At 52.5% G+C, this 17,162-nt stretch carries 13 protein-coding genes; 11 read left to right on the top strand and 2 right to left on the bottom strand.

Features of this window, described 5'->3' with window-relative positions:
• The 5 genes from ACKVOS_RS10025 to ACKVOS_RS10005 all read left to right on the top strand — a co-directional run.
• Nucleotides 1-531 (top strand): outer membrane protein assembly factor BamD (locus ACKVOS_RS10025; RefSeq protein ID WP_409211872.1); only part of this gene is annotated, 531 nt, incomplete at its 5' end.
• A gap of 4 nt (nt 532-535) precedes the next feature.
• Entirely contained in the window at nt 536-2,191 is a 1,656-nt protein-coding gene (gene recN / locus ACKVOS_RS10020; protein WP_409211871.1) for a DNA repair protein RecN, read from the top strand.
• Nucleotides 2,192-2,226: 35 nt separating this feature from the next.
• Nucleotides 2,227-4,242, top strand: a complete 2,016-nt coding sequence (gene ligA, locus ACKVOS_RS10015) for an NAD-dependent DNA ligase LigA (protein WP_409211873.1) — start codon at nt 2,227-2,229, stop codon at nt 4,240-4,242.
• Nucleotides 4,243-4,439: 197 nt separating this feature from the next.
• A complete protein-coding gene (locus ACKVOS_RS10010; protein ID WP_409211870.1) occupies nt 4,440-5,138 on the top strand; it encodes a Crp/Fnr family transcriptional regulator in 699 nt (232 codons plus the stop codon).
• Between the two features lie 149 nt (nt 5,139-5,287).
• Complete coding sequence (locus ACKVOS_RS10005) at nt 5,288-6,922, top strand: CTP synthase (protein ID WP_409211869.1); 1,635 nt, start codon at nt 5,288-5,290, stop codon at nt 6,920-6,922.
• A 178-nt stretch (nt 6,923-7,100) separates the two neighbouring features.
• Here ACKVOS_RS10005 and ACKVOS_RS10000 read toward each other — a convergent pair whose 3' ends face one another.
• Complete coding sequence (locus ACKVOS_RS10000; protein WP_409211868.1) at nt 7,101-7,583, bottom strand: Hsp20 family protein; 483 nt, start codon at nt 7,581-7,583, stop codon at nt 7,101-7,103.
• 423 nt (nt 7,584-8,006) lie between these two features.
• On the opposite strand from ACKVOS_RS10000, the gene ACKVOS_RS09995 reads away from it, so the two are divergent.
• The 6 genes from ACKVOS_RS09995 (at nt 8,007) to ACKVOS_RS09970 (ending at nt 16,050) form a co-directional block, all read left to right on the top strand.
• On the top strand, nt 8,007-9,257 hold the full coding sequence (locus tag ACKVOS_RS09995) for a lipoprotein-releasing ABC transporter permease subunit (RefSeq protein ID WP_409211867.1): 1,251 nt from the start codon (nt 8,007-8,009) through the stop codon (nt 9,255-9,257).
• Complete coding sequence (locus ACKVOS_RS09990; RefSeq protein WP_409211866.1) at nt 9,250-9,921, top strand: ABC transporter ATP-binding protein; 672 nt, start codon at nt 9,250-9,252, stop codon at nt 9,919-9,921. Before ACKVOS_RS09995 ends, ACKVOS_RS09990 begins: the two co-directional genes overlap by 8 nt.
• Before the next feature lie 25 nt (nt 9,922-9,946).
• Entirely contained in the window at nt 9,947-10,435 is a 489-nt protein-coding gene (locus tag ACKVOS_RS09985) for a glutathione peroxidase (RefSeq protein WP_409211865.1), read from the top strand.
• A gap of 73 nt (nt 10,436-10,508) precedes the next feature.
• Nucleotides 10,509-13,985 carry a DNA polymerase III subunit alpha gene (gene dnaE, locus ACKVOS_RS09980; protein ID WP_409211864.1) on the top strand — a complete coding sequence of 1,159 codons (3,477 nt, stop codon included), beginning with the start codon at nt 10,509-10,511 and terminating at the stop codon, nt 13,983-13,985.
• A gap of 25 nt (nt 13,986-14,010) precedes the next feature.
• Nucleotides 14,011-15,609 (top strand): long-chain fatty acid--CoA ligase, encoded by a 1,599-nt coding sequence (locus tag ACKVOS_RS09975; RefSeq protein WP_409211863.1) that lies wholly within the window; start codon nt 14,011-14,013, stop codon nt 15,607-15,609.
• A gap of 3 nt (nt 15,610-15,612) precedes the next feature.
• Nucleotides 15,613-16,050, top strand: a complete 438-nt coding sequence (locus tag ACKVOS_RS09970) for a DUF1330 domain-containing protein (RefSeq protein ID WP_409211862.1) — start codon at nt 15,613-15,615, stop codon at nt 16,048-16,050.
• Here ACKVOS_RS09970 and ACKVOS_RS09965 read toward each other — a convergent pair.
• Nucleotides 16,047-17,135 (bottom strand): PA0069 family radical SAM protein, encoded by a 1,089-nt coding sequence (locus ACKVOS_RS09965; RefSeq protein WP_409211861.1) that lies wholly within the window; start codon nt 17,133-17,135, stop codon nt 16,047-16,049. The genes ACKVOS_RS09970 and ACKVOS_RS09965 overlap by 4 nt on opposite strands.
• Between the last annotated feature and the right edge of the window lie 27 nt (nt 17,136-17,162).

Here is a 17,162-nt window from a genome sequence, read left to right as displayed (position 1 = left end):
TTCAGCTATTATATGGCTCAGAAATATAACGAATCGATACAGTCGTCACGCCGGTTTCTGTCTATTCACCCGGGCAACAAAGACGCGCCTTATGCCTATTATCTGATTGCGCTCAGCTATTATGAGCAGATCAGCGATGTGACCCGCGACCAGAAGATTTCGGAGCAGGCATTGGCCGCCTTGGGTGAGGTTCAGCGTCGTTATCCGACTTCGCGTTACGCAGCCGATGCGACTTTGAAAATAGATTTGGTGCGCGATCACCTTGCCGGCAAGGAAATGGAAATCGGCCGTTTTTACCAGCGCCGCGCGCTGTGGCTTGCGTCTTCGCTGCGCTTTCGTGAAGTTGTCGACAAATTCGATACGACAACCCACGCACCAGAGGCTCTATATCGTCTGACTGAATCCTATCTTGCGATGGGTGTGCCCGAAGAGGCGAAGAAATCAGCCGCTGTCCTTGGGGCCAATTATCCCGGCAGCGAATGGTATAAACGCGCCTATGAACTGATGCAGAAGCACGCGCCAAGCGCATAATGCCATGCTAACGGGGCTTTCGATCCGCGATGTGGTGCTGATCGAGGCGCTGGACCTTGAATTTGCAGGTGGATTGGGTGTCCTGACCGGTGAGACCGGTGCGGGTAAATCGATATTGCTGGATGCATTAGGGCTGGCGCTCGGCGCGCGGGCCGATAGCGGCCTTGTCCGCAACGGCGCCGAACGGGCGCAAGTGACGGCAAGTTTTGAGGCGCCTGCCAATGTCGTTAGTCTGCTGGCGGATAATGATATCGAAATCGATAAAAAAGAGCCGTTGCTGATCCGGCGTTCGGTCAAGGCCGACGGGGGCAGCAAGGCCTTTATCAACGATCAGCCCTGTTCGGCCGCACTGTTGCGCGATGTAGGTGCAGCTCTGGTGGAAATTCACGGGCAGCATGATGATCGTGGAATGCTTAATCCGCGCGGGCATCGGGTTTTGCTCGATAGTTTCGGGCGGTGCGATACTGCGTTGGTCGCAAGTCACTATGCCGCCTGGCAAGAGGCCAAGTCGCGGCTTGATGTCGCGCGCGAGGCGCTTGAAAATGCGGCACGTGACCGGGAATGGCTGGAACATGCTGTTGCCGAGTTGGCAAGATTCAACCCGCAACCCGGCGAAGAAGAGCAATTGGCCGGTGAACGCTCCGACATGCAAAAAGGAGAGCGCATCGCCGAGGATTTGAAGGCCGTCCTGGAAAGCTTCGATGGTCCGAAAAGCGGTCTGGCGCTGATCCGGTCGGCTGCGCGCAAACTGGACCGACTCGCCGATGCACATCCTTTGCTGGCCGAGGCGCTTACCGCACTTGATCGCGCGGTTATCGAGGCTAGCGAGGCGGAAGATAAATTGAACGCTGCGGCACGGGCGATTGAGTTTGAGCCCGCGCGCCTCGATGAAATTGAAGAGCGCCTGTTCGAGTTGCGGGCATTGGCGCGCAAACATAATGTTGCGCCCGATGCGATTGTGTCGTTGCAGGAAAATCTGACTGCGCGGTTGGATTCGATTCAAGCTGGTGGCGAAGGGCTCGCGAAGCTTGAGGCGGAAGTCAGGGCCAAGCACAGCGCCTTTGTCGACGCCGCCGAAGCGATGAGCGCAGCGCGCGCGCAAGCCGCCGCAAAGCTGGACGCTGCGGTCAAAGCCGAGCTCGCGCCGTTGAAGCTGGATGCGGCGCAGTTCCAGACCGCCGTTGAACGCCTGCCTGAGGACCGGTGGAGCAGTACCGGGATGGACCGGGTGGAGTTTCTTATCTCCACAAACCCGGGAGCGCCATTTGCACCTTTGGCGAAAATCGCATCGGGCGGCGAATTGTCGCGCTTCATTCTGGCTTTGAAGGTTGCCTTGGCCGAAGAGGGTGGGGCGGCCACCATCATTTTCGATGAAATTGACCGCGGCGTGGGTGGCGCGGTTGCAGCCGCTATCGGCGAACGGCTTGCCCGTCTTGCCCGCCATACGCAATTACTTGCGGTCACACATAGCCCGCAGGTCGCGGCCAAGGGGCAGGCGCATTACTTCATTGCCAAGTCCAGCCAAGGGACCGTCACGCGGACGGGTGTCGTCCTGCTTGATGCCGAAGCAAGGCGGCAGGAGATCGCGCGGATGCTTTCGGGCGCCGAGGTGACTGACGAGGCAAGGGCGCAAGCCGTACGGTTGCTGGAGGGTGTGTGACAGTTCCGAATGAAGCGGATGCCGCCAATGAACTGATGCGGCTTGCCAAGCAGATCGCCTATCACAACAAACGCTACCATGCCGAAGACGCGCCGGAGATTTCCGACGCGGAATATGACGCCTTGGTGCGCCGCAACACAGAACTTGAAACGGCATTCCCGCATCTCGTCCGCTCTGACAGCCCGAACCGCCAGGTAGGCGCCGCCGTAGATGGCTCCGGCCTCAAGAAAATAACCCACGCCAAACGCATGATGAGCCTCGATAATGCCTTCAGCGCGGAGGACGTCGAGGACTTTGTAGGACGGGTCCGCCGGTTCCTGAATTTACCTTCCGAAGCGTCAGTGGAGTTAACAGCCGAAGATAAAATCGACGGATTGTCCCTATCACTGCGCTATGATAATGGCGTTCTCAAACAGGCTGCAACCCGGGGTGACGGTACCGTTGGCGAAGATGTCACTGCGAATGTGGCGACCATATCCGATATACCGCAGCAACTTTCAGGCAACCCGCCTGCACTGTTCGAAATCCGCGGCGAAGTCTATATGGCCAAGACAGACTTTGCGGCGCTTAATGCCGAGCAAGAAGCAAAAGGCGGAAAAATTTTCGCAAATCCGCGCAACGCGGCCGCCGGGTCTTTACGCCAGAAAGATGCGAGCATCACTGCATCGCGACCTTTACGTTTCTTGGCACATGGCTGGGGCGAAGTGAGTGCGTTACCCGCAGTCAGTCAACTGGGCGTCATGAATGCGATTGCCGACTGGGGGGTTCCGGTATCGCCCTTATTAGTCCAAATCGATAGCGCGACCGGTGCACTGGCGCATTATGCCGACATCCAGCGCCAGCGGGCAGAGCTGCCCTATGACATTGATGGCGTGGTGTATAAAGTAGATCGGTTGGATTGGCAGGAACGGCTTGGTTTTGTGGCTAAGGCACCGCGGTGGGCAATCGCGCATAAATTCCCCGCCGAGCAAGCCGAAACAACCTTGGAAACGGTCGATATTCAGGTTGGTCGCACCGGTAAGCTGACACCCGTCGGCCGTTTGAAACCCGTAACGGTAGGAGGTGTGGTCGTCTCCAATGTTACCTTGCACAACCGTGACGAAATTGCCCGTTTGGGCGTAAGACCCGGCGACCGGGTCATAGTTCAGAGGGCAGGGGATGTAATTCCGCAAATTGTGGACAATCTGACCCGCGATATTGATCGGCCCGCCTTTGATTTCCCCGACCACTGCCCCGAATGTGGATCTGAAGCGGTAGCGGAAGAAGGCGAGGTGGATGTTCGCTGCACCGGCGGTTTGATCTGCCCTGCGCAACGCGTGCAACGGCTGATCCATTTCGTCAGCCGTGCAGCGCTTGATATCGAAGGACTGGGCGAAAAATCAGTGCAGGAGTTCTTTGCGGCTGGCTGGCTGGAGAGCCCTGCGGATATCTTTCGCCTTCATACCCGCCGAAAAGAGATTTTGGCGCGTGACGGGTGGCAGGATAAGTCTGTGGATAATCTGTTGGCAGCCATACACGCAAAACGCACGCCAGATGCCATGAAGTTGCTTTTTGGTCTGGGGATCCGGCATGTGGGGGCAGGGACTTCAAAAGATTTGGTGCGCAATTTTGGAACGCTCGGAGCCATTGCGGAGATTGGCAAGCGCGTTGCCGCCAGCGATACGTCGGCGGTGGCTGAGCTCACGAGTATTGACGGGATCGGCCCGACAGTGGCCAAAGCATTGGGTGACTTTTTTCACGAAACGCATAACCGCGATGTCTGGGATGATTTGATGCGGGAAGTAGATCCGCCCGCTTATGTGTCGAACATCCGGGAAAGTGAGTGGACAGGAAAAACCATTGTGTTCACTGGAAAGCTGGAGACGATGAGCCGCGATGAAGCAAAAGCGCAGGCCGAGGCATTGGGAGCAAAAGCAGCAGGCTCGGTAAGTGCGAAGACAGATCTGGTTGTCGCTGGTCCCGGTGCTGGATCCAAATTGAAACAAGCAACGATGCTAGGTATTAACGTGATTGATGAAGCGGAGTGGGCCGCAATAGTCGCGGCAAGCTGAAGGAAGCTTGGCGGCGTACTGACTAAAAAGGAGCAGTCAGCACGCCGCCAGAACCGCAGCGATCCCCCTCAAGCCGCGCGGTTCAAAGCTTTATCCCTTCAATTTATGATCAATATCGGCATTATGCCTGACATCAGATCCTGCGACTCCGAAAGGTCTTGCTTCACTTTTTTTATATGACGGTAAGTGTCACAATAATGTCAACAACTTTACAATCGGACTATCTACCTGAAAACATTGGTCGGTCTATTGACGCACCAGCACTTTTTGCCAGTTTTCCGGCGGTTCTCAGGGAGGAATTGCAAAGTAAAGCAACGCGTCGTGGCTTCGAGTCTGGCCAGTTTCTGCACCAACGCGGTGATTCGGCTGAAGGGTTTTGGATTATCGACAAGGGACAAGTAAAACTGGGCCATCAAGATAAGCAAGGCGTTATGCATGTCCTGTTTATTCTGGGATCGGGTGACAGCTTCGGCGAGCTGGCGTGTCTCGGCCAATTTAATCGTGTGCTGGATGCCGAAGCACTCGGTAAAGTCGAGATGCTCTGGATTAGCGAAAAGATCTTGAGCGATATTCTTTCAAGTTCCACCGAAATATCCCGCGAAATGCTGAAAATATTGGCAAAACAGTTACAAGAAGCGCTTGATAACCTGCTCGTGTTTAGAAACATGCCGGCTCCTAAACGTTTGGCGCAGCGATTGCTGGCCTTTGTTGCCGATAGAGAGCCGCCTGTTACGCTTGGAATTAAGCAGCAAGAGTTGGCGGAACTCATAGGCGTGTCACGCATGACAATCGCATCCGCTTTAGCAGAACTGGAAAGCCTAGGTTTCGTTTCTCGCCATTATGGTCATTTGGTCATAGAAAACCCGCTGGCACTGCGACAGTGGATGAAAAACTAGAGCTGGAATTGGATCGTGCAGATAAAAGAATCCGATTACGTTAAATAGATTTCGGTCATCCGAAAAATCGCTTTTGCACATATTTATTTGCGCCTTACAGATTCTGACGCTTGTCTTTTGTCACAAAGGGGCTTTAAGCCTTTCCTCCCATGGCACGGTTCATTTTCATCACCGGTGGCGTGGTCTCCTCGCTTGGTAAAGGTCTTATGGCAGCATCCCTTGCTGCCTTGTTGCAAGCGCGTGGATATCGCGTGCGAATACGTAAGTTCGATCCTTATCTGAATGTAGATCCCGGGACGATGTCACCTTACCAGCACGGTGAGGTATATGTTACCGACGATGGCGCAGAAACTGACCTTGATCTAGGGCACTATGAGCGATTTACCGGCGTTTCGGCGAGGCAATCTGATAATGTCACGTCTGGAAGGATATACCAGACTATCATTCAAAAAGAACGGCGCGGAGATTATCTGGGCGCGACGGTTCAGGTTATTCCGCACGTGACCGATGCAATTAAAGAATTCGCGCGGGCCGAAACCGATGATTTGGACTTCGTGTTGTGCGAAATTGGCGGAACCGTAGGGGATATTGAATCGCTGCCTTTTATCGAAGCGATCCGACAGTTGCGTAACGAATTGGGTCGTGAACTTACTTTATCCGTTCACGTAACATTGGTTCCTTACATCGCGGCAGCGGGAGAGTTGAAAACCAAGCCCACGCAACACAGCGTGCGTGAGCTGACATCCTTGGGTATTCAGCCCGACGTTCTGTTATGCCGGTGCGAACATCCTTTGCCTGAAAATGAGCGCGCAAAAATCGCGGCTTTTTGTAATGTCCGGAAAGAAGCTGTTATTCCAGCTCTCGACGCCAAAAGCATTTATTCCGTTCCATTACAATATCATGCCGAAGGTTTGGATATCGAAGTGTTGCGTTCATTTGGTCTGGACGCTTCGGGTATTCCCGACCTGTCCCGATGGGAAGATATTATCGAGCGCCAATCCAATCCGGAGGGTGAGGTTACGATCGGTGTTGTCGGGAAATATGTAGGCCTCGCGGATGCCTATAAATCGTTGAATGAAGCGCTCACGCATGGCGGGTTGGCCAATCGGGTTAAAGTCAATATAAACTGGATTGACGCCGAATTATTCGCTCAATCCGAGGCAGAGATTGCTGCCGCATTAGAGCCGATGCACGCCATTTTGGTGCCAGGCGGCTTTGGCGAGCGTGGATCAGAAGGAAAAATAGCTTCGGTCAAATTTGCCCGGGAACGCCAAGTGCCGTTCTTTGGTATTTGTTTGGGAATGCAGATGGCGTGCATCGAAGCCGCACGTAACACGGCTGGAATCGAAGAGGCGTCAAGCACGGAATTCGGGCCAACGAATGAGCCGGTAGTTGGCATTATTACAGAATGGATGACCGAAGAAGGTTTGCAAAAACGTGAGGCTGGGGGCGATCTTGGTGGAACTATGCGGCTGGGTGCTTATGATGCCAAGCTGACCGGAAATAGCCATGTCGCAACGATATACGGCACAACGGAGATATCGGAACGCCATAGGCATCGGTATGAAGTAAACGCCCGTTACAAAGACGCGCTTGAAAAGGGCGGTCTGTTTTTTAGCGGCATGTCACCAGATGGTGAGTTACCTGAAATAGTAGAACGTCCCGACCACCCTTGGTTCATTGGCGTGCAGTTTCACCCGGAACTTAAGTCGAGACCGTTTGCTCCGCATCCCTTATTCGCAAGTTTTGTCGAAGCAGCTGTGCAACAAAGCCGCCTTGTTTGATAACAAAAAAGTTACACAATATTGATATATGCCCACTATCAGGGTTTGTGTAACGACCTGTCACAGATAGTTTCTTATCCAATGGGCCCAATTGCGACCCGGGCTGATTGGATGGAAAAGGGCGCGTGAGTGCCCGGGGCGACCGAGGAGTCGGTCGCCCCGAATTTTCCAGACCCAGCTAAGCTATTTTCGGACCCTTTTTCTTACCTTCGTCATGCTCAATGACTGTTGGAGCGGGTTGACTGCCAATTTCAATTTTGCGTGGTTTGAGTGCTTCTGGAACTTCACGAACCAGCGTCACCAGCAACAATCCATCTGACAGATCAGCATTGGTTACATGGATATGATCAGCCAGTTGGAACCGGCGCTCAAAGTTGCGATTTGCAATACCTATATGGAGGAAATCGCGATTGTCATTGCTGTCCGAATGTTTGCTTCCAGTTACAATCAATAAATTTTGCTGAGCAGTAATCTCGATTTCGTCGGGTTTGAACCCTGCAACGGCAACGGTTACCAGATATTCGTTTTCACCAGTGCGCTCGATATTGAATGGGGGGTAATTTTCGTTTTGCGCAGCGCGGCCGGTATTTTCGAGAAGTTCGAACAGCCTATCAAAGCCGACGGTATTGCGACGATAAGGGGTAAAATCAAAACGGTTCATGTCAAATTCTCCTTAAAGCAATTTGGTTTTGTGCAAGCCCGGTTTCGGCACCTGCGGTCATGTTTGGATCCTTTTGGGGCATCCAGGATTCAAGATGGTAAAGTCGACGAAATTTTCAAGAGGACAAAAAACAAGACCGCCTGGATCTCTCCCGACGGCCTTATTTTGCAGCTTTGCTAGCGCATTGTTTCAGTCCTCTGCCGATCCCCACCGGCGGGTCTGACTTTTCCCCCTGAACTCTCGGCCGTTTGGGCTTCGACGAATTCCAGACTGTATTCCGCTCGTAACGTGCCATTTGCAATCTTTACTCACCCTAGGCAGGTGCTTTTTCGAAAGCTGTTGCATCGCTGCAACAACGCTTGCCAGCGGCTTTCGCGACTCCTAAGAGCGCAACATGCCAAAAATATTGAATAAAGATCGCTGATGTTTCTATCCAGATATGAAAAAATGGTCGCGCGACGTTATTTGCTGCCTAACAAGGGCGAGGGCTTCATATTTCTGGTCGCCAGTATCAGTCTTGTCGCCGTTGCCTTGGGCGTAGCGGCGCTGATAATCGTCATGAGCGTCATGAACGGATTTAGAGCCGAGCTTTTTGACAAGATTGTAGGTCTTAATGGCCATGCAGTTGTGCAGGGATATGGCGGCAGGTTGCAGGACTGGCGTCAGGTGTTGGCGGATGTCAAGGCCACCCCCGGTGTCACCAATGCAACAGCGCTCATCGAACAGCCACTTTTGACCACCTTTGAGGGCAGGGTGGAGGCAATTTTGGCGCGCGGTATGTCAGTTGAAGATATTCGCGACAACGAAACGTTAAACGGCAAGACGGTTGCAGGCGACTTGAATGCATTAAAAGCGGGTGAAGACAGGGTCGCAATTGGCTCTCGTCTCGCACAAAATTTGGGCGTTCAAGTCGGGCAGAGCATTACGATAATCAATCCGGCGGGTCGAACAACACCTTTCGGGACTGTGCCCCGTGAAATATCCTATCAAGTTGCCGCGATATTTGAAGTCGGGGTTTATGATTATGACAAGGCGTTCGTCATCATGCCGATTGAGCGGGCACAGGTGCTCATGTTGCTCGGCGATGAAGTGGGCATGATCGAGATCAAGACCGAAGACCCTGATTCTGTAAACGAGATATTGCGGCCATTGCTGCCTAAAATTGAGAATAAGGGATTGATCGTTGACTGGAAAAGCATGAATGCGTCCCTGTTCGAGGCTTTAGCGGTGGAACGGGTCGCCATGTTTGTCGTGCTGTCGATCATCGTGCTTGTCGCTGTATTCAACATATTGTCGTCGCTTATCATGTTGGTGCGTGCCAAAACGCGCGACATAGCTATTTTACGGACAATGGGTGCATCTCGTAAATCCCTGTTGCGTATTTTTATGACCGTGGGACTGTTGATCGGGACAGCCGGAATCGGACTCGGGCTCATTTTGGGATCAATATTTTTGTATTTCCGGCAATCTGTGGTGAATTTCGTGCAATTTTTAACCGGTCAGAACTTGTGGGATCCCCAAATTCGTTTTCTTACGGAATTGCCATCACGCACCGATCCAATGGAGGTTCTGGCGATATGTGGACTTGCACTGCTATTTAGCTTTCTCGCGACACTGTACCCCGCGTTAAAAGCGGCCAGCACCGACCCTGTGCAAGTGCTTCGCTATGAGTAAGATCATCGAGCTTAATGATGTCCGTCGCGAATTTGTCCAAGGCGATGTTACGATAGAAGTTCTGCGCGGAATAAACCTGTCGGTTGAAAAGGGCGAACTTGTGGCCCTGCTCGGACCGTCGGGTTCAGGCAAATCGACATTGCTGCAAGCAATTGGTCTTTTGGAAAGCGGGTTTTCCGGATCAATAAAATTCGACGGTGAAGAGGTGAGCAAGACTGGTGTAGACCGCCAAACCGAAATTCGGCGGGAAAAGCTTGGCTTTGTTTATCAATTTCATCATTTACTGCCCGATTTTGACGCGCTGGAAAATGTCGTTTTGCCGCAGTTGATTGCCGACGCCGCGCCAGATGTTGCTCATGATCGCGCCACCTATTTGCTCACGCAATTAGGGCTTGCCGAGCGGCTTCACCACAGACCGTCGAAGCTCTCGGGCGGAGAGCAGCAACGTGTAGCCGTTGCGCGGGCATTGGCCAACCGGCCTAAGTTGGTTCTGGCTGATGAGCCGACCGGTAATCTTGATGAACATACCGCAGATATTGTGTTAGGTGAGTTCATGGCGCTTGTCCGCGGCGAGGGTTCTGCAGCAATAGTGGCCACACATAATGAACGGCTCGCGGCTAAAATGGACCGGGTTTTCCGTTTGCACGAAGGCGTTTTGGCTTAGGCAATGGCTTAAAGGGGATGCAGTAATGTCTGTCTATGATTTCAACGTAAAAATGCCGGGCGGACGCGAGGAAGCAATGGCGGCGCACAAAGGCAAGGTACTACTCGTGGTCAATACGGCCTCAAAATGCGGATTTACACCGCAATATGAAGGTCTTGAAGAACTGTATCGAACTTATAAAGACAAGGGTTTCGAGGTCCTTGCTTTCCCGTGCAATCAGTTTGGTTCACAGGAACCGGGGAACGAAGAAGAAATTAAAAATTTCTGCTCTTTGACCTATGACGTATCGTTCCCTTTGACCGCCAAAATTGATGTGAATGGCGCGGAAGAGGACCCGCTTTGGCATTATCTGAAACAGCAGCAGGCCGGTCTTATGGGGTCTCGCGGGATTAAATGGAATTTCACCAAGTTTCTGGTGGACCGCAAAGGTAATGTGGTCGCCCGTCATGGACCGCAGGTCAAGCCGGCGGCATTGGCAAAAGATGTCGAACGGTTGCTTGCGCAAGACGCATAATCCGTAAAACTTTCCACAGCCAACCGACAACCCGAAATTGCCGAATCGTCCCGGCCGGGCCTAAGCTGGGCTTATGGCTTACGTACCCTTCATACCTTTGCGTGTCTTTTCCGCTTATACGATGCTGGAAGGTGCGATCGAGCCCAAGGCGATAGGCGAGACTGCGAAAAAACTGGGTTTTCCGGCAATCGCAATTTGCGATCGTAATGGTCTATATGGCGTCATGCCGTTTCAGGATGGCGCGAAAGCCAAAGCGGTTCAGCCCATAATCGGCACTTTGCTGGGCGTTCGACGGCCATCTGGGGACGGGAAATTCGTGCGGGATTGGTTGCCGTTATACGCCCAAAATGAGACAGGATATCAAAATTTATGCCGTCTGGTGTCGATGGCTCATCTGGACCGACCCGAAGATTTCGATGCCCATGTGAGTTTTGAACAACTGGTGGGACTGACCGAAGGCGTAATTGCGCTTACTGGCGGCGGTGAAGGGGCAATGGCTCGACTGCTGGCAGAGCGGCAGATAAGTGCCGCTCAGGATTATTTTGGCCGATTGCGTTCACTATTTCCCGACCGCCTGTATATTGAACTGAGCCGACGCGTTGACCCGGTTGAAGAAGCTGCTGAAAGCGCGCTTATCGATTTGGCGTATGTTCAGGACGTGCCCATTGTTGCCACAAATCCTGCATTTTTTGCCGAGCCTGAATTTTTCGATGCCCATGATGCGATGCTCTGTATTGCGGATGGAGAATATGTCGAAAATGGGGATCGCCGGAAAAGTAGTCGTGAAACATGGATTAAAACGGGAAAACAAATGGCGGAACTGTTCGCTGACGTTCCCGAAGCCCTGGCCAATACTTTGGTGGTGGCGCAACGTTGTTCTGTCGGCGCCCCTTATCGTAATCCCATTTTGCCGAGTCTTGCAGGTGATAGAGATGCCGAAGACCGGCAACTGCGTGAAGACGCCCGGATTGGTCTTGAAAAGCGGCTTGAAATTGCCGGCATCACAGAAGCAGTAGAACGGCAGCTTTATTTCGACCGTTTGCAATTTGAAGCCGACGTCATCTGCTCGATGGGCTTTCCTGGATATTTTCTGATTGTTGCCGACTTCATCAAATGGGCAAAAGAACAAGATATAGCTGTCGGCCCGGGCCGTGGGTCGGGAGCTGGGTCATTGGTAGCTTGGTCGCTGACGATTACCGATCTCGACCCCATAAAGTTGGGGCTTTTGTTCGAACGTTTTCTAAATCCGGACCGGGTTTCGATGCCTGACTTCGATATCGATTTCTGCGAAACGCGACGGGGAGAGGTGATCCGTTATGTTCAGAAAAAATACGGTTCACGGCAGGTTGCACAGATTATAACCTTTGGAAAATTGAAGGCGCGTGCCGTTTTGCGCGATACTGGTCGGGTTTTGCAGATGAGTTATGGTCAGGTTGATCGCCTTTGCAAACAAGTGCCAAATCATCCGACCGACCCCTGGGATCTGAAACGGGCACTGGGCGGCGTCGCCGAGTTGCGTGAAGAATATCGCCGGGATGATCAGGTAAAGAGACTGTTCGATCTGGCCATGAAGCTGGAAGGCTTACCGCGCCATAGTTCCACCCATGCTGCCGGTGTTGTCATCGGCGACCGCGAATTGTCGGAACTGGCACCATTGTACCGCGATCCACGTTCAGACATGCCCGTCACACAATTTGACATGAAATATGTCGAAAGTGCAGGCTTGGTGAAGTTTGACTTTCTAGGGCTCAAAACACTTTCGGTTTTGCAAAAGGCATGTCAAATGCTCGCTAAACGCGGTGTAGATATAAATCTGGATCTCTTGCCGCACGATGACACGGCGGTTTATGAGCTTTTGCAGCGGGGTGATACGGTCGGTGTATTCCAGTTGGAATCCGAAGGTATGCGGCGCACGCTGGCGGCCGTTAAGCCAACGAATTTTGGCGACATTATTGCGCTTGTTTCATTGTACCGGCCAGGTCCGATGGACAATATTCCCATGTTCGGACGCCGCAAAAATGGTGAGGAGACTATCGAATATCCGCACCATCTGCTCGAACCTGTCCTGCACGAAACTTACGGGATATTTGTGTATCAGGAACAGGTGATGCAGGCCGCGCAGATATTGGCGGGCTATAGTCTGGGCGAGGCAGATCTTTTGCGGCGTGCCATGGGTAAAAAAGTACAGTCGGAAATGGATGCACAGCGCGGGCGTTTTGTTACTGGATGCGCCGGGCATGATATTCCGCCCAACCGCGCCAATGAATTGTTCGATTTGATCGACAAATTCGCCGGTTATGGATTTAACAAAAGCCATGCGGCGGCTTATGCTGTGCTGGCGTACCAGACCGCGTGGTTGAAAACGCATCATCCAGAAGAATTTTTTGCTGCTTCGATGTGTTTTGATATGCACCAGACCGATAAGCTTGGTATTTTTATAGACGATATGCGGAGGCTGGATATTAGCTGCCTTCCGCCCGACATCAATCGCAGCGAGGCGGAATATGTCGTCGAAAGTGACGGTGAAGGCGGACTTGCCGTGCGCTATGCTTTGGGCGGCATAAAGAATGTCGGTGAGCGGGCCATGGAGGTGCTGGTTGCCGAGCGCAATTCCGCTGGCCCTTTCGCAAGTTTGGATGATTTCGCCAATCGTGCCGACCCAGCCCAACTGAACCGACGCAGCCTTGAAAATCTGGCGGCATCGGGCGCTTTCGATACGTTGGAGCCAAACCGGGCGGCAGTGCATGCCGGAGCGGAAATATTACTCGCAGCCGCCCAATCAGCGCGTGACGCACGTGTAAGCGGGCAAGGCGGATTGTTTGGCGAAGGCGGCGCGGATATAGCGAAGTTGCGTTTCGATCAAAATTTGCGCTGGCCGCTGGGTGAACAGATGAACCGCGAAAAGGAAGCCTTTGGTTTCTATTTTTCGGCACATCCATGCTCACAATTTGACGCGATAGCCGCAAGCCATGGAGCAAAATCATACAGTATATGGTTAGAGAGCGGACCGATTCCGGAAGGCGTCCGTCGCGCCGCCACGATGTCGGCCCTAATCGAAGGTGTGCGATGGCGTGAATCACGCAAAGGCAAACGATTCATGGTTGCTGATTTTTCGGACCAGAGCGGCCAGTTTTCTGTGCGTTGTTTTGACGAAGCGGTTGGATTGCAGCTGTCGGAATGGTCAAAAGAAACCGCTTGCCTGTTGCTGTCGTGCGAAATGGATATGCGCCCAGGTGACGAGGTTCCCAGCTTTACAGTCAAAAGTGCAAAACCTCTCGACAGCTTGGTCAGCAATGCGCGCGTGAGGATACAATTGGAGGTCGTGAGCGAAACGGGCATATTACAATTGGCACAGCTGGTCGCTCCGTTGCAGGGCGGCAAAAGCGAGCTGGTTGTGAAAACCCGGACCGCCGATGGCAGATGGGCGCGAATTATACTTGGCCGCCGTTTCCAGTTGGACGCTTCCATGATTGAACAAGTAAAATCAATTGATGGTGCAGGCAATGTAGAGCTTGCGCCCATAGGCCCTGTTTTGGCATTGGTGCGTTAACGAACACAAAAATCAGGAGAGAGCGATGCAAGGCAGCATGCAGGATTGGGACCTTCGGGTAACACATTTAATCGATTATGCAGCGCGCGAGCATGGCACCCGTGAAATCGTAACGCGCTGGGCCGATGGTAAAATAGAACGGTCCAACTGGGCCAGCGTCGCTTCGGAAGCACGCAAATTGTCACAAGCATTTGCCGGATTTGGTCTTCAAAAAGGGGACCGGGTCGCAACCTTTGCGATGAACCATCATCGCCATCTCGCGGCCTGGTATGGTGCCATCGGGTTTGGCGGTGTCATTCATACAGTAAACATCCGGCTGTTCGACGAAGATCTGATCTACATCATGAACCATGCCGAAGATAAAGTATTGATGTATGACGCCGCGTTTCAGCCGATCATTGATCGTCTGAAACCGCATTTGAAAACGGTCGAACATTACATTATTTTCGATGACGATGCGAGTTATGGTGCGTTAATCGCCGCCCAAGACGGTCATTGTGACTGGGCAACAGGCGACGAACGAGACCCATGTATGCTGTGTTACACCAGCGGTACAACCGGCAATCCAAAGGGTGTTTTGTACCAACATCGTTCAACAATGTTGCATGCAATGGCGGAAATTGCGCCGGCCATCTTTGATCTCAGCCCTCAGGCAGCCTTGCTTCCGATCGTACCGATGTTTCACGCAGCCAGTTGGGGGTTGCCTTTTGCTGGGGCCGCGGCTGGCGTTAAATTTGTATTTTCGGCTACGAACGAGGCTCCGATCTTGCACAAGTTGATGCTTGACGAAGGCATTACGCATAGCGCCGGTGTTCCCACCGTGTGGCTCGCTATGTTCGGACATCTTGATGCCGAAGCTGCGGTTGGTCGCAATGCTTCACTTGGAAAATTGAGACTGGTCACCATCGGTGGATCAGCGGCTCCGCGCACGATGATCGAGCGGTTGATGAAATCGGGTGTTCGCGTCAGCCATGCCTGGGGTATGACCGAAACGTCACCAATCGGAACAATGGGAGCACCGACCCCCAATTGGGACGAGCTTACTCTCGATGAACAAATCGACGTTGTGTGCAAGCAGGGGCGGGTTCCGTTTGGCGTCGAACTGCGTGTCATTGACAAGGATGGAAATGTAGCACCTCGCGATGGCGTCACGTCGGGTGCGCTTCAAATACGTGGCCCGTGGGTCATCAAGCGTTATTTCAAGGCAGAGGCCGATACTGTCGATGCAGATCAGTGGTTTGATACCGGCGATGTTTCGGTGTTGCACCCCGACGGTACGATGCAAATAACCGACCGCGTAAAGGATGTTATCAAGTCAGGCGGTGAGTGGATCAGTTCGGTCGAACTGGAAAATATCGCAATCGGGTGTCCTGGAATATCAGAGGCTGGTGCAATCGGTATTCCCCATCCCAAATGGGATGAGCGGCCTGTGTTAATAGCGGTAAAAAAACCCGGATCCGACGTAGATGAAGACACTGTCAAAGCTTATCTGGCGGAACGCATTGTCAAATGGTGGATGCCTGACCGCGTATTGTTCGTAGACGAATTGCCTCATACCGGCACAGGAAAAATTCAAAAGGTGGCATTGCGTCAACAATTCAAAGACTTTGTACTGGAAGGATAAGGCATGACCGACGCTTACATCGACCCGACGCGCGAAGCATTTGATTTTTTCAAATCATTGCCCCGTGATGTGCCGATAAATATGCTCAACCTTTTGCGGTTCAATGAAGTCGCGAACTATCCGCCGGATCATCCCAAGGCCGAACATGGCTGGAGCGGCGCGCGCGCATATCAGGAATATGGCAAAACCAGTGGGCCAATTTTCCAACGGGTTGGCGGCACGATCATTTGGCGTGGCAAGATGGAAGCCATGGTGATCGGACCTGATGACAAGCAATGGGATATGTCGTTCATTGCGCGCTATCCCAATAGCGCGGCTTTTATGGACATGGTGACGGATGTCGAATATCGAAAGGCAGTGGTTAACCGGCAAGCGGCTATCCAGACCAGCCGGTTAATTCGATTTAGACCGTTGGATGGCGACGATACAAGTTTCGGCTAAAACAGACTGAATTGGCGGTCGTCGGACGGTGGAACAAACAGGTCGCTTCGAACATCCCATTTTGAGTTTTCTATCGCGTATTTTGCCTTGGCTATCCGGACCCGCATCCTGATCAAATCGGCCCATGCGCCCGTTCCGCGCATTCGGCTAAAAAAGGATGGATCATTATCTTTGCCGCCGCGCAGATACCGAATGATGTTCATCACTTTGTCGGCCCTGTCTGGAAAATGAAGATCCAACCAATCACGAAATAAAGGCGCGACTTCATGGGGAAGGCGGATGGGTATCCAGGAAACACTGCGTGCGCCATATTTTGCGGCGGCTTCCACTATCGCTTCTATTTCATGATCGGTTATCGCGGGAATTATCGGGGCTATATTCACATGTACATAAATTCCGGCGTCGGTTAACTCGCGCACCGTTTCAAGTCGCTTCAATGGTGTTGAAGCCCTCGGCTCCAATATCCGTGCGAGCTTTGCATCAAGCGTCGTGACTGATAACGCGACGCCGGTCAGGTTATCTTTTGCAAGATTTGCAAGTAGCGCAATATCTTCGGTTACCTTTGCAGATTTAGTTGTGATGACAATCGGGTGACGTGTTTCAACCATGACCTCCAGTATCTGGCGTGTTATGCGGTAAGTCCGTTCAATCGGCTGATACGGATCGGTATTCGTACCTATTGCAATAGGTGCAGGCTTGTACCCGGACTTTGACAGTGTCTTTCGCAACACATTGGCAGCATCGGGTTTGGCAAAAAGCCGACTTTCAAAATCAAGGCCGGGTGAGAGGTCATGGAAAGCGTGACTGGGCCTTGCATAGCAGTAAATGCATCCATGTTCGCACCCGCGGTAGGCATTGATCGAACGGTCAAATGGTAAGTCCGGCGACGTATTGAACGTTATAATGGATTTGGAATGTTCCTCCGTGACACTCGTTCGAAGTCCCGGCTTTTTTCCGTCAACCGCGATATGCTCGTCACGCCAGTCATCATCTAATGTGCGACTTAGCAGATTAAAACGGCTTGGAGTTCTGTTGGCTGTTGAGCCACGTCCATTTACGGCGTCGGGATGACTATATTGGGGCATTCCTTGTAGATGCCAGAATATTTGGAA

Source organism: Sphingorhabdus sp. (genome assembly GCF_046154385.1).
Lineage (GTDB): Bacteria > Pseudomonadota > Alphaproteobacteria > Sphingomonadales > Sphingomonadaceae > Sphingorhabdus_B.
The sequence above is the reverse complement of the archived record's forward strand: the minus strand, read 5'-3'. Positions and strand labels throughout refer to the sequence as shown.

Excerpts from the sequence above, each read along its gene's own strand:
- recN (WP_409211871.1), top strand. The coding sequence starts at position 536 with ATGCTAACGGGGCTTTCGATCCGCGATGTGGTGCTGATCGAGGCGCTG.
- ligA (WP_409211873.1), top strand. The coding sequence starts at position 2,227 with ATGCGGCTTGCCAAGCAGATCGCCTATCACAACAAACGCTACCATGCC.
- ACKVOS_RS10010 (WP_409211870.1), top strand. The coding sequence starts at position 4,440 with ATGTCAACAACTTTACAATCGGACTATCTACCTGAAAACATTGGTCGG.
- ACKVOS_RS10005 (WP_409211869.1), top strand. The coding sequence starts at position 5,288 with ATGGCACGGTTCATTTTCATCACCGGTGGCGTGGTCTCCTCGCTTGGT.
- ACKVOS_RS10000 (WP_409211868.1), bottom strand. The coding sequence starts at position 7,583 with ATGAACCGTTTTGATTTTACCCCTTATCGTCGCAATACCGTCGGCTTT.
- ACKVOS_RS09995 (WP_409211867.1), top strand. The coding sequence starts at position 8,007 with ATGTTTCTATCCAGATATGAAAAAATGGTCGCGCGACGTTATTTGCTG.
- ACKVOS_RS09990 (WP_409211866.1), top strand. The coding sequence starts at position 9,250 with ATGAGTAAGATCATCGAGCTTAATGATGTCCGTCGCGAATTTGTCCAA.
- ACKVOS_RS09985 (WP_409211865.1), top strand. The coding sequence starts at position 9,947 with ATGTCTGTCTATGATTTCAACGTAAAAATGCCGGGCGGACGCGAGGAA.
- dnaE (WP_409211864.1), top strand. The coding sequence starts at position 10,509 with ATGGCTTACGTACCCTTCATACCTTTGCGTGTCTTTTCCGCTTATACG.
- ACKVOS_RS09975 (WP_409211863.1), top strand. The coding sequence starts at position 14,011 with ATGCAAGGCAGCATGCAGGATTGGGACCTTCGGGTAACACATTTAATC.
- ACKVOS_RS09970 (WP_409211862.1), top strand. The coding sequence starts at position 15,613 with ATGACCGACGCTTACATCGACCCGACGCGCGAAGCATTTGATTTTTTC.
- ACKVOS_RS09965 (WP_409211861.1), bottom strand. The coding sequence starts at position 17,135 with ATGCCCCAATATAGTCATCCCGACGCCGTAAATGGACGTGGCTCAACA.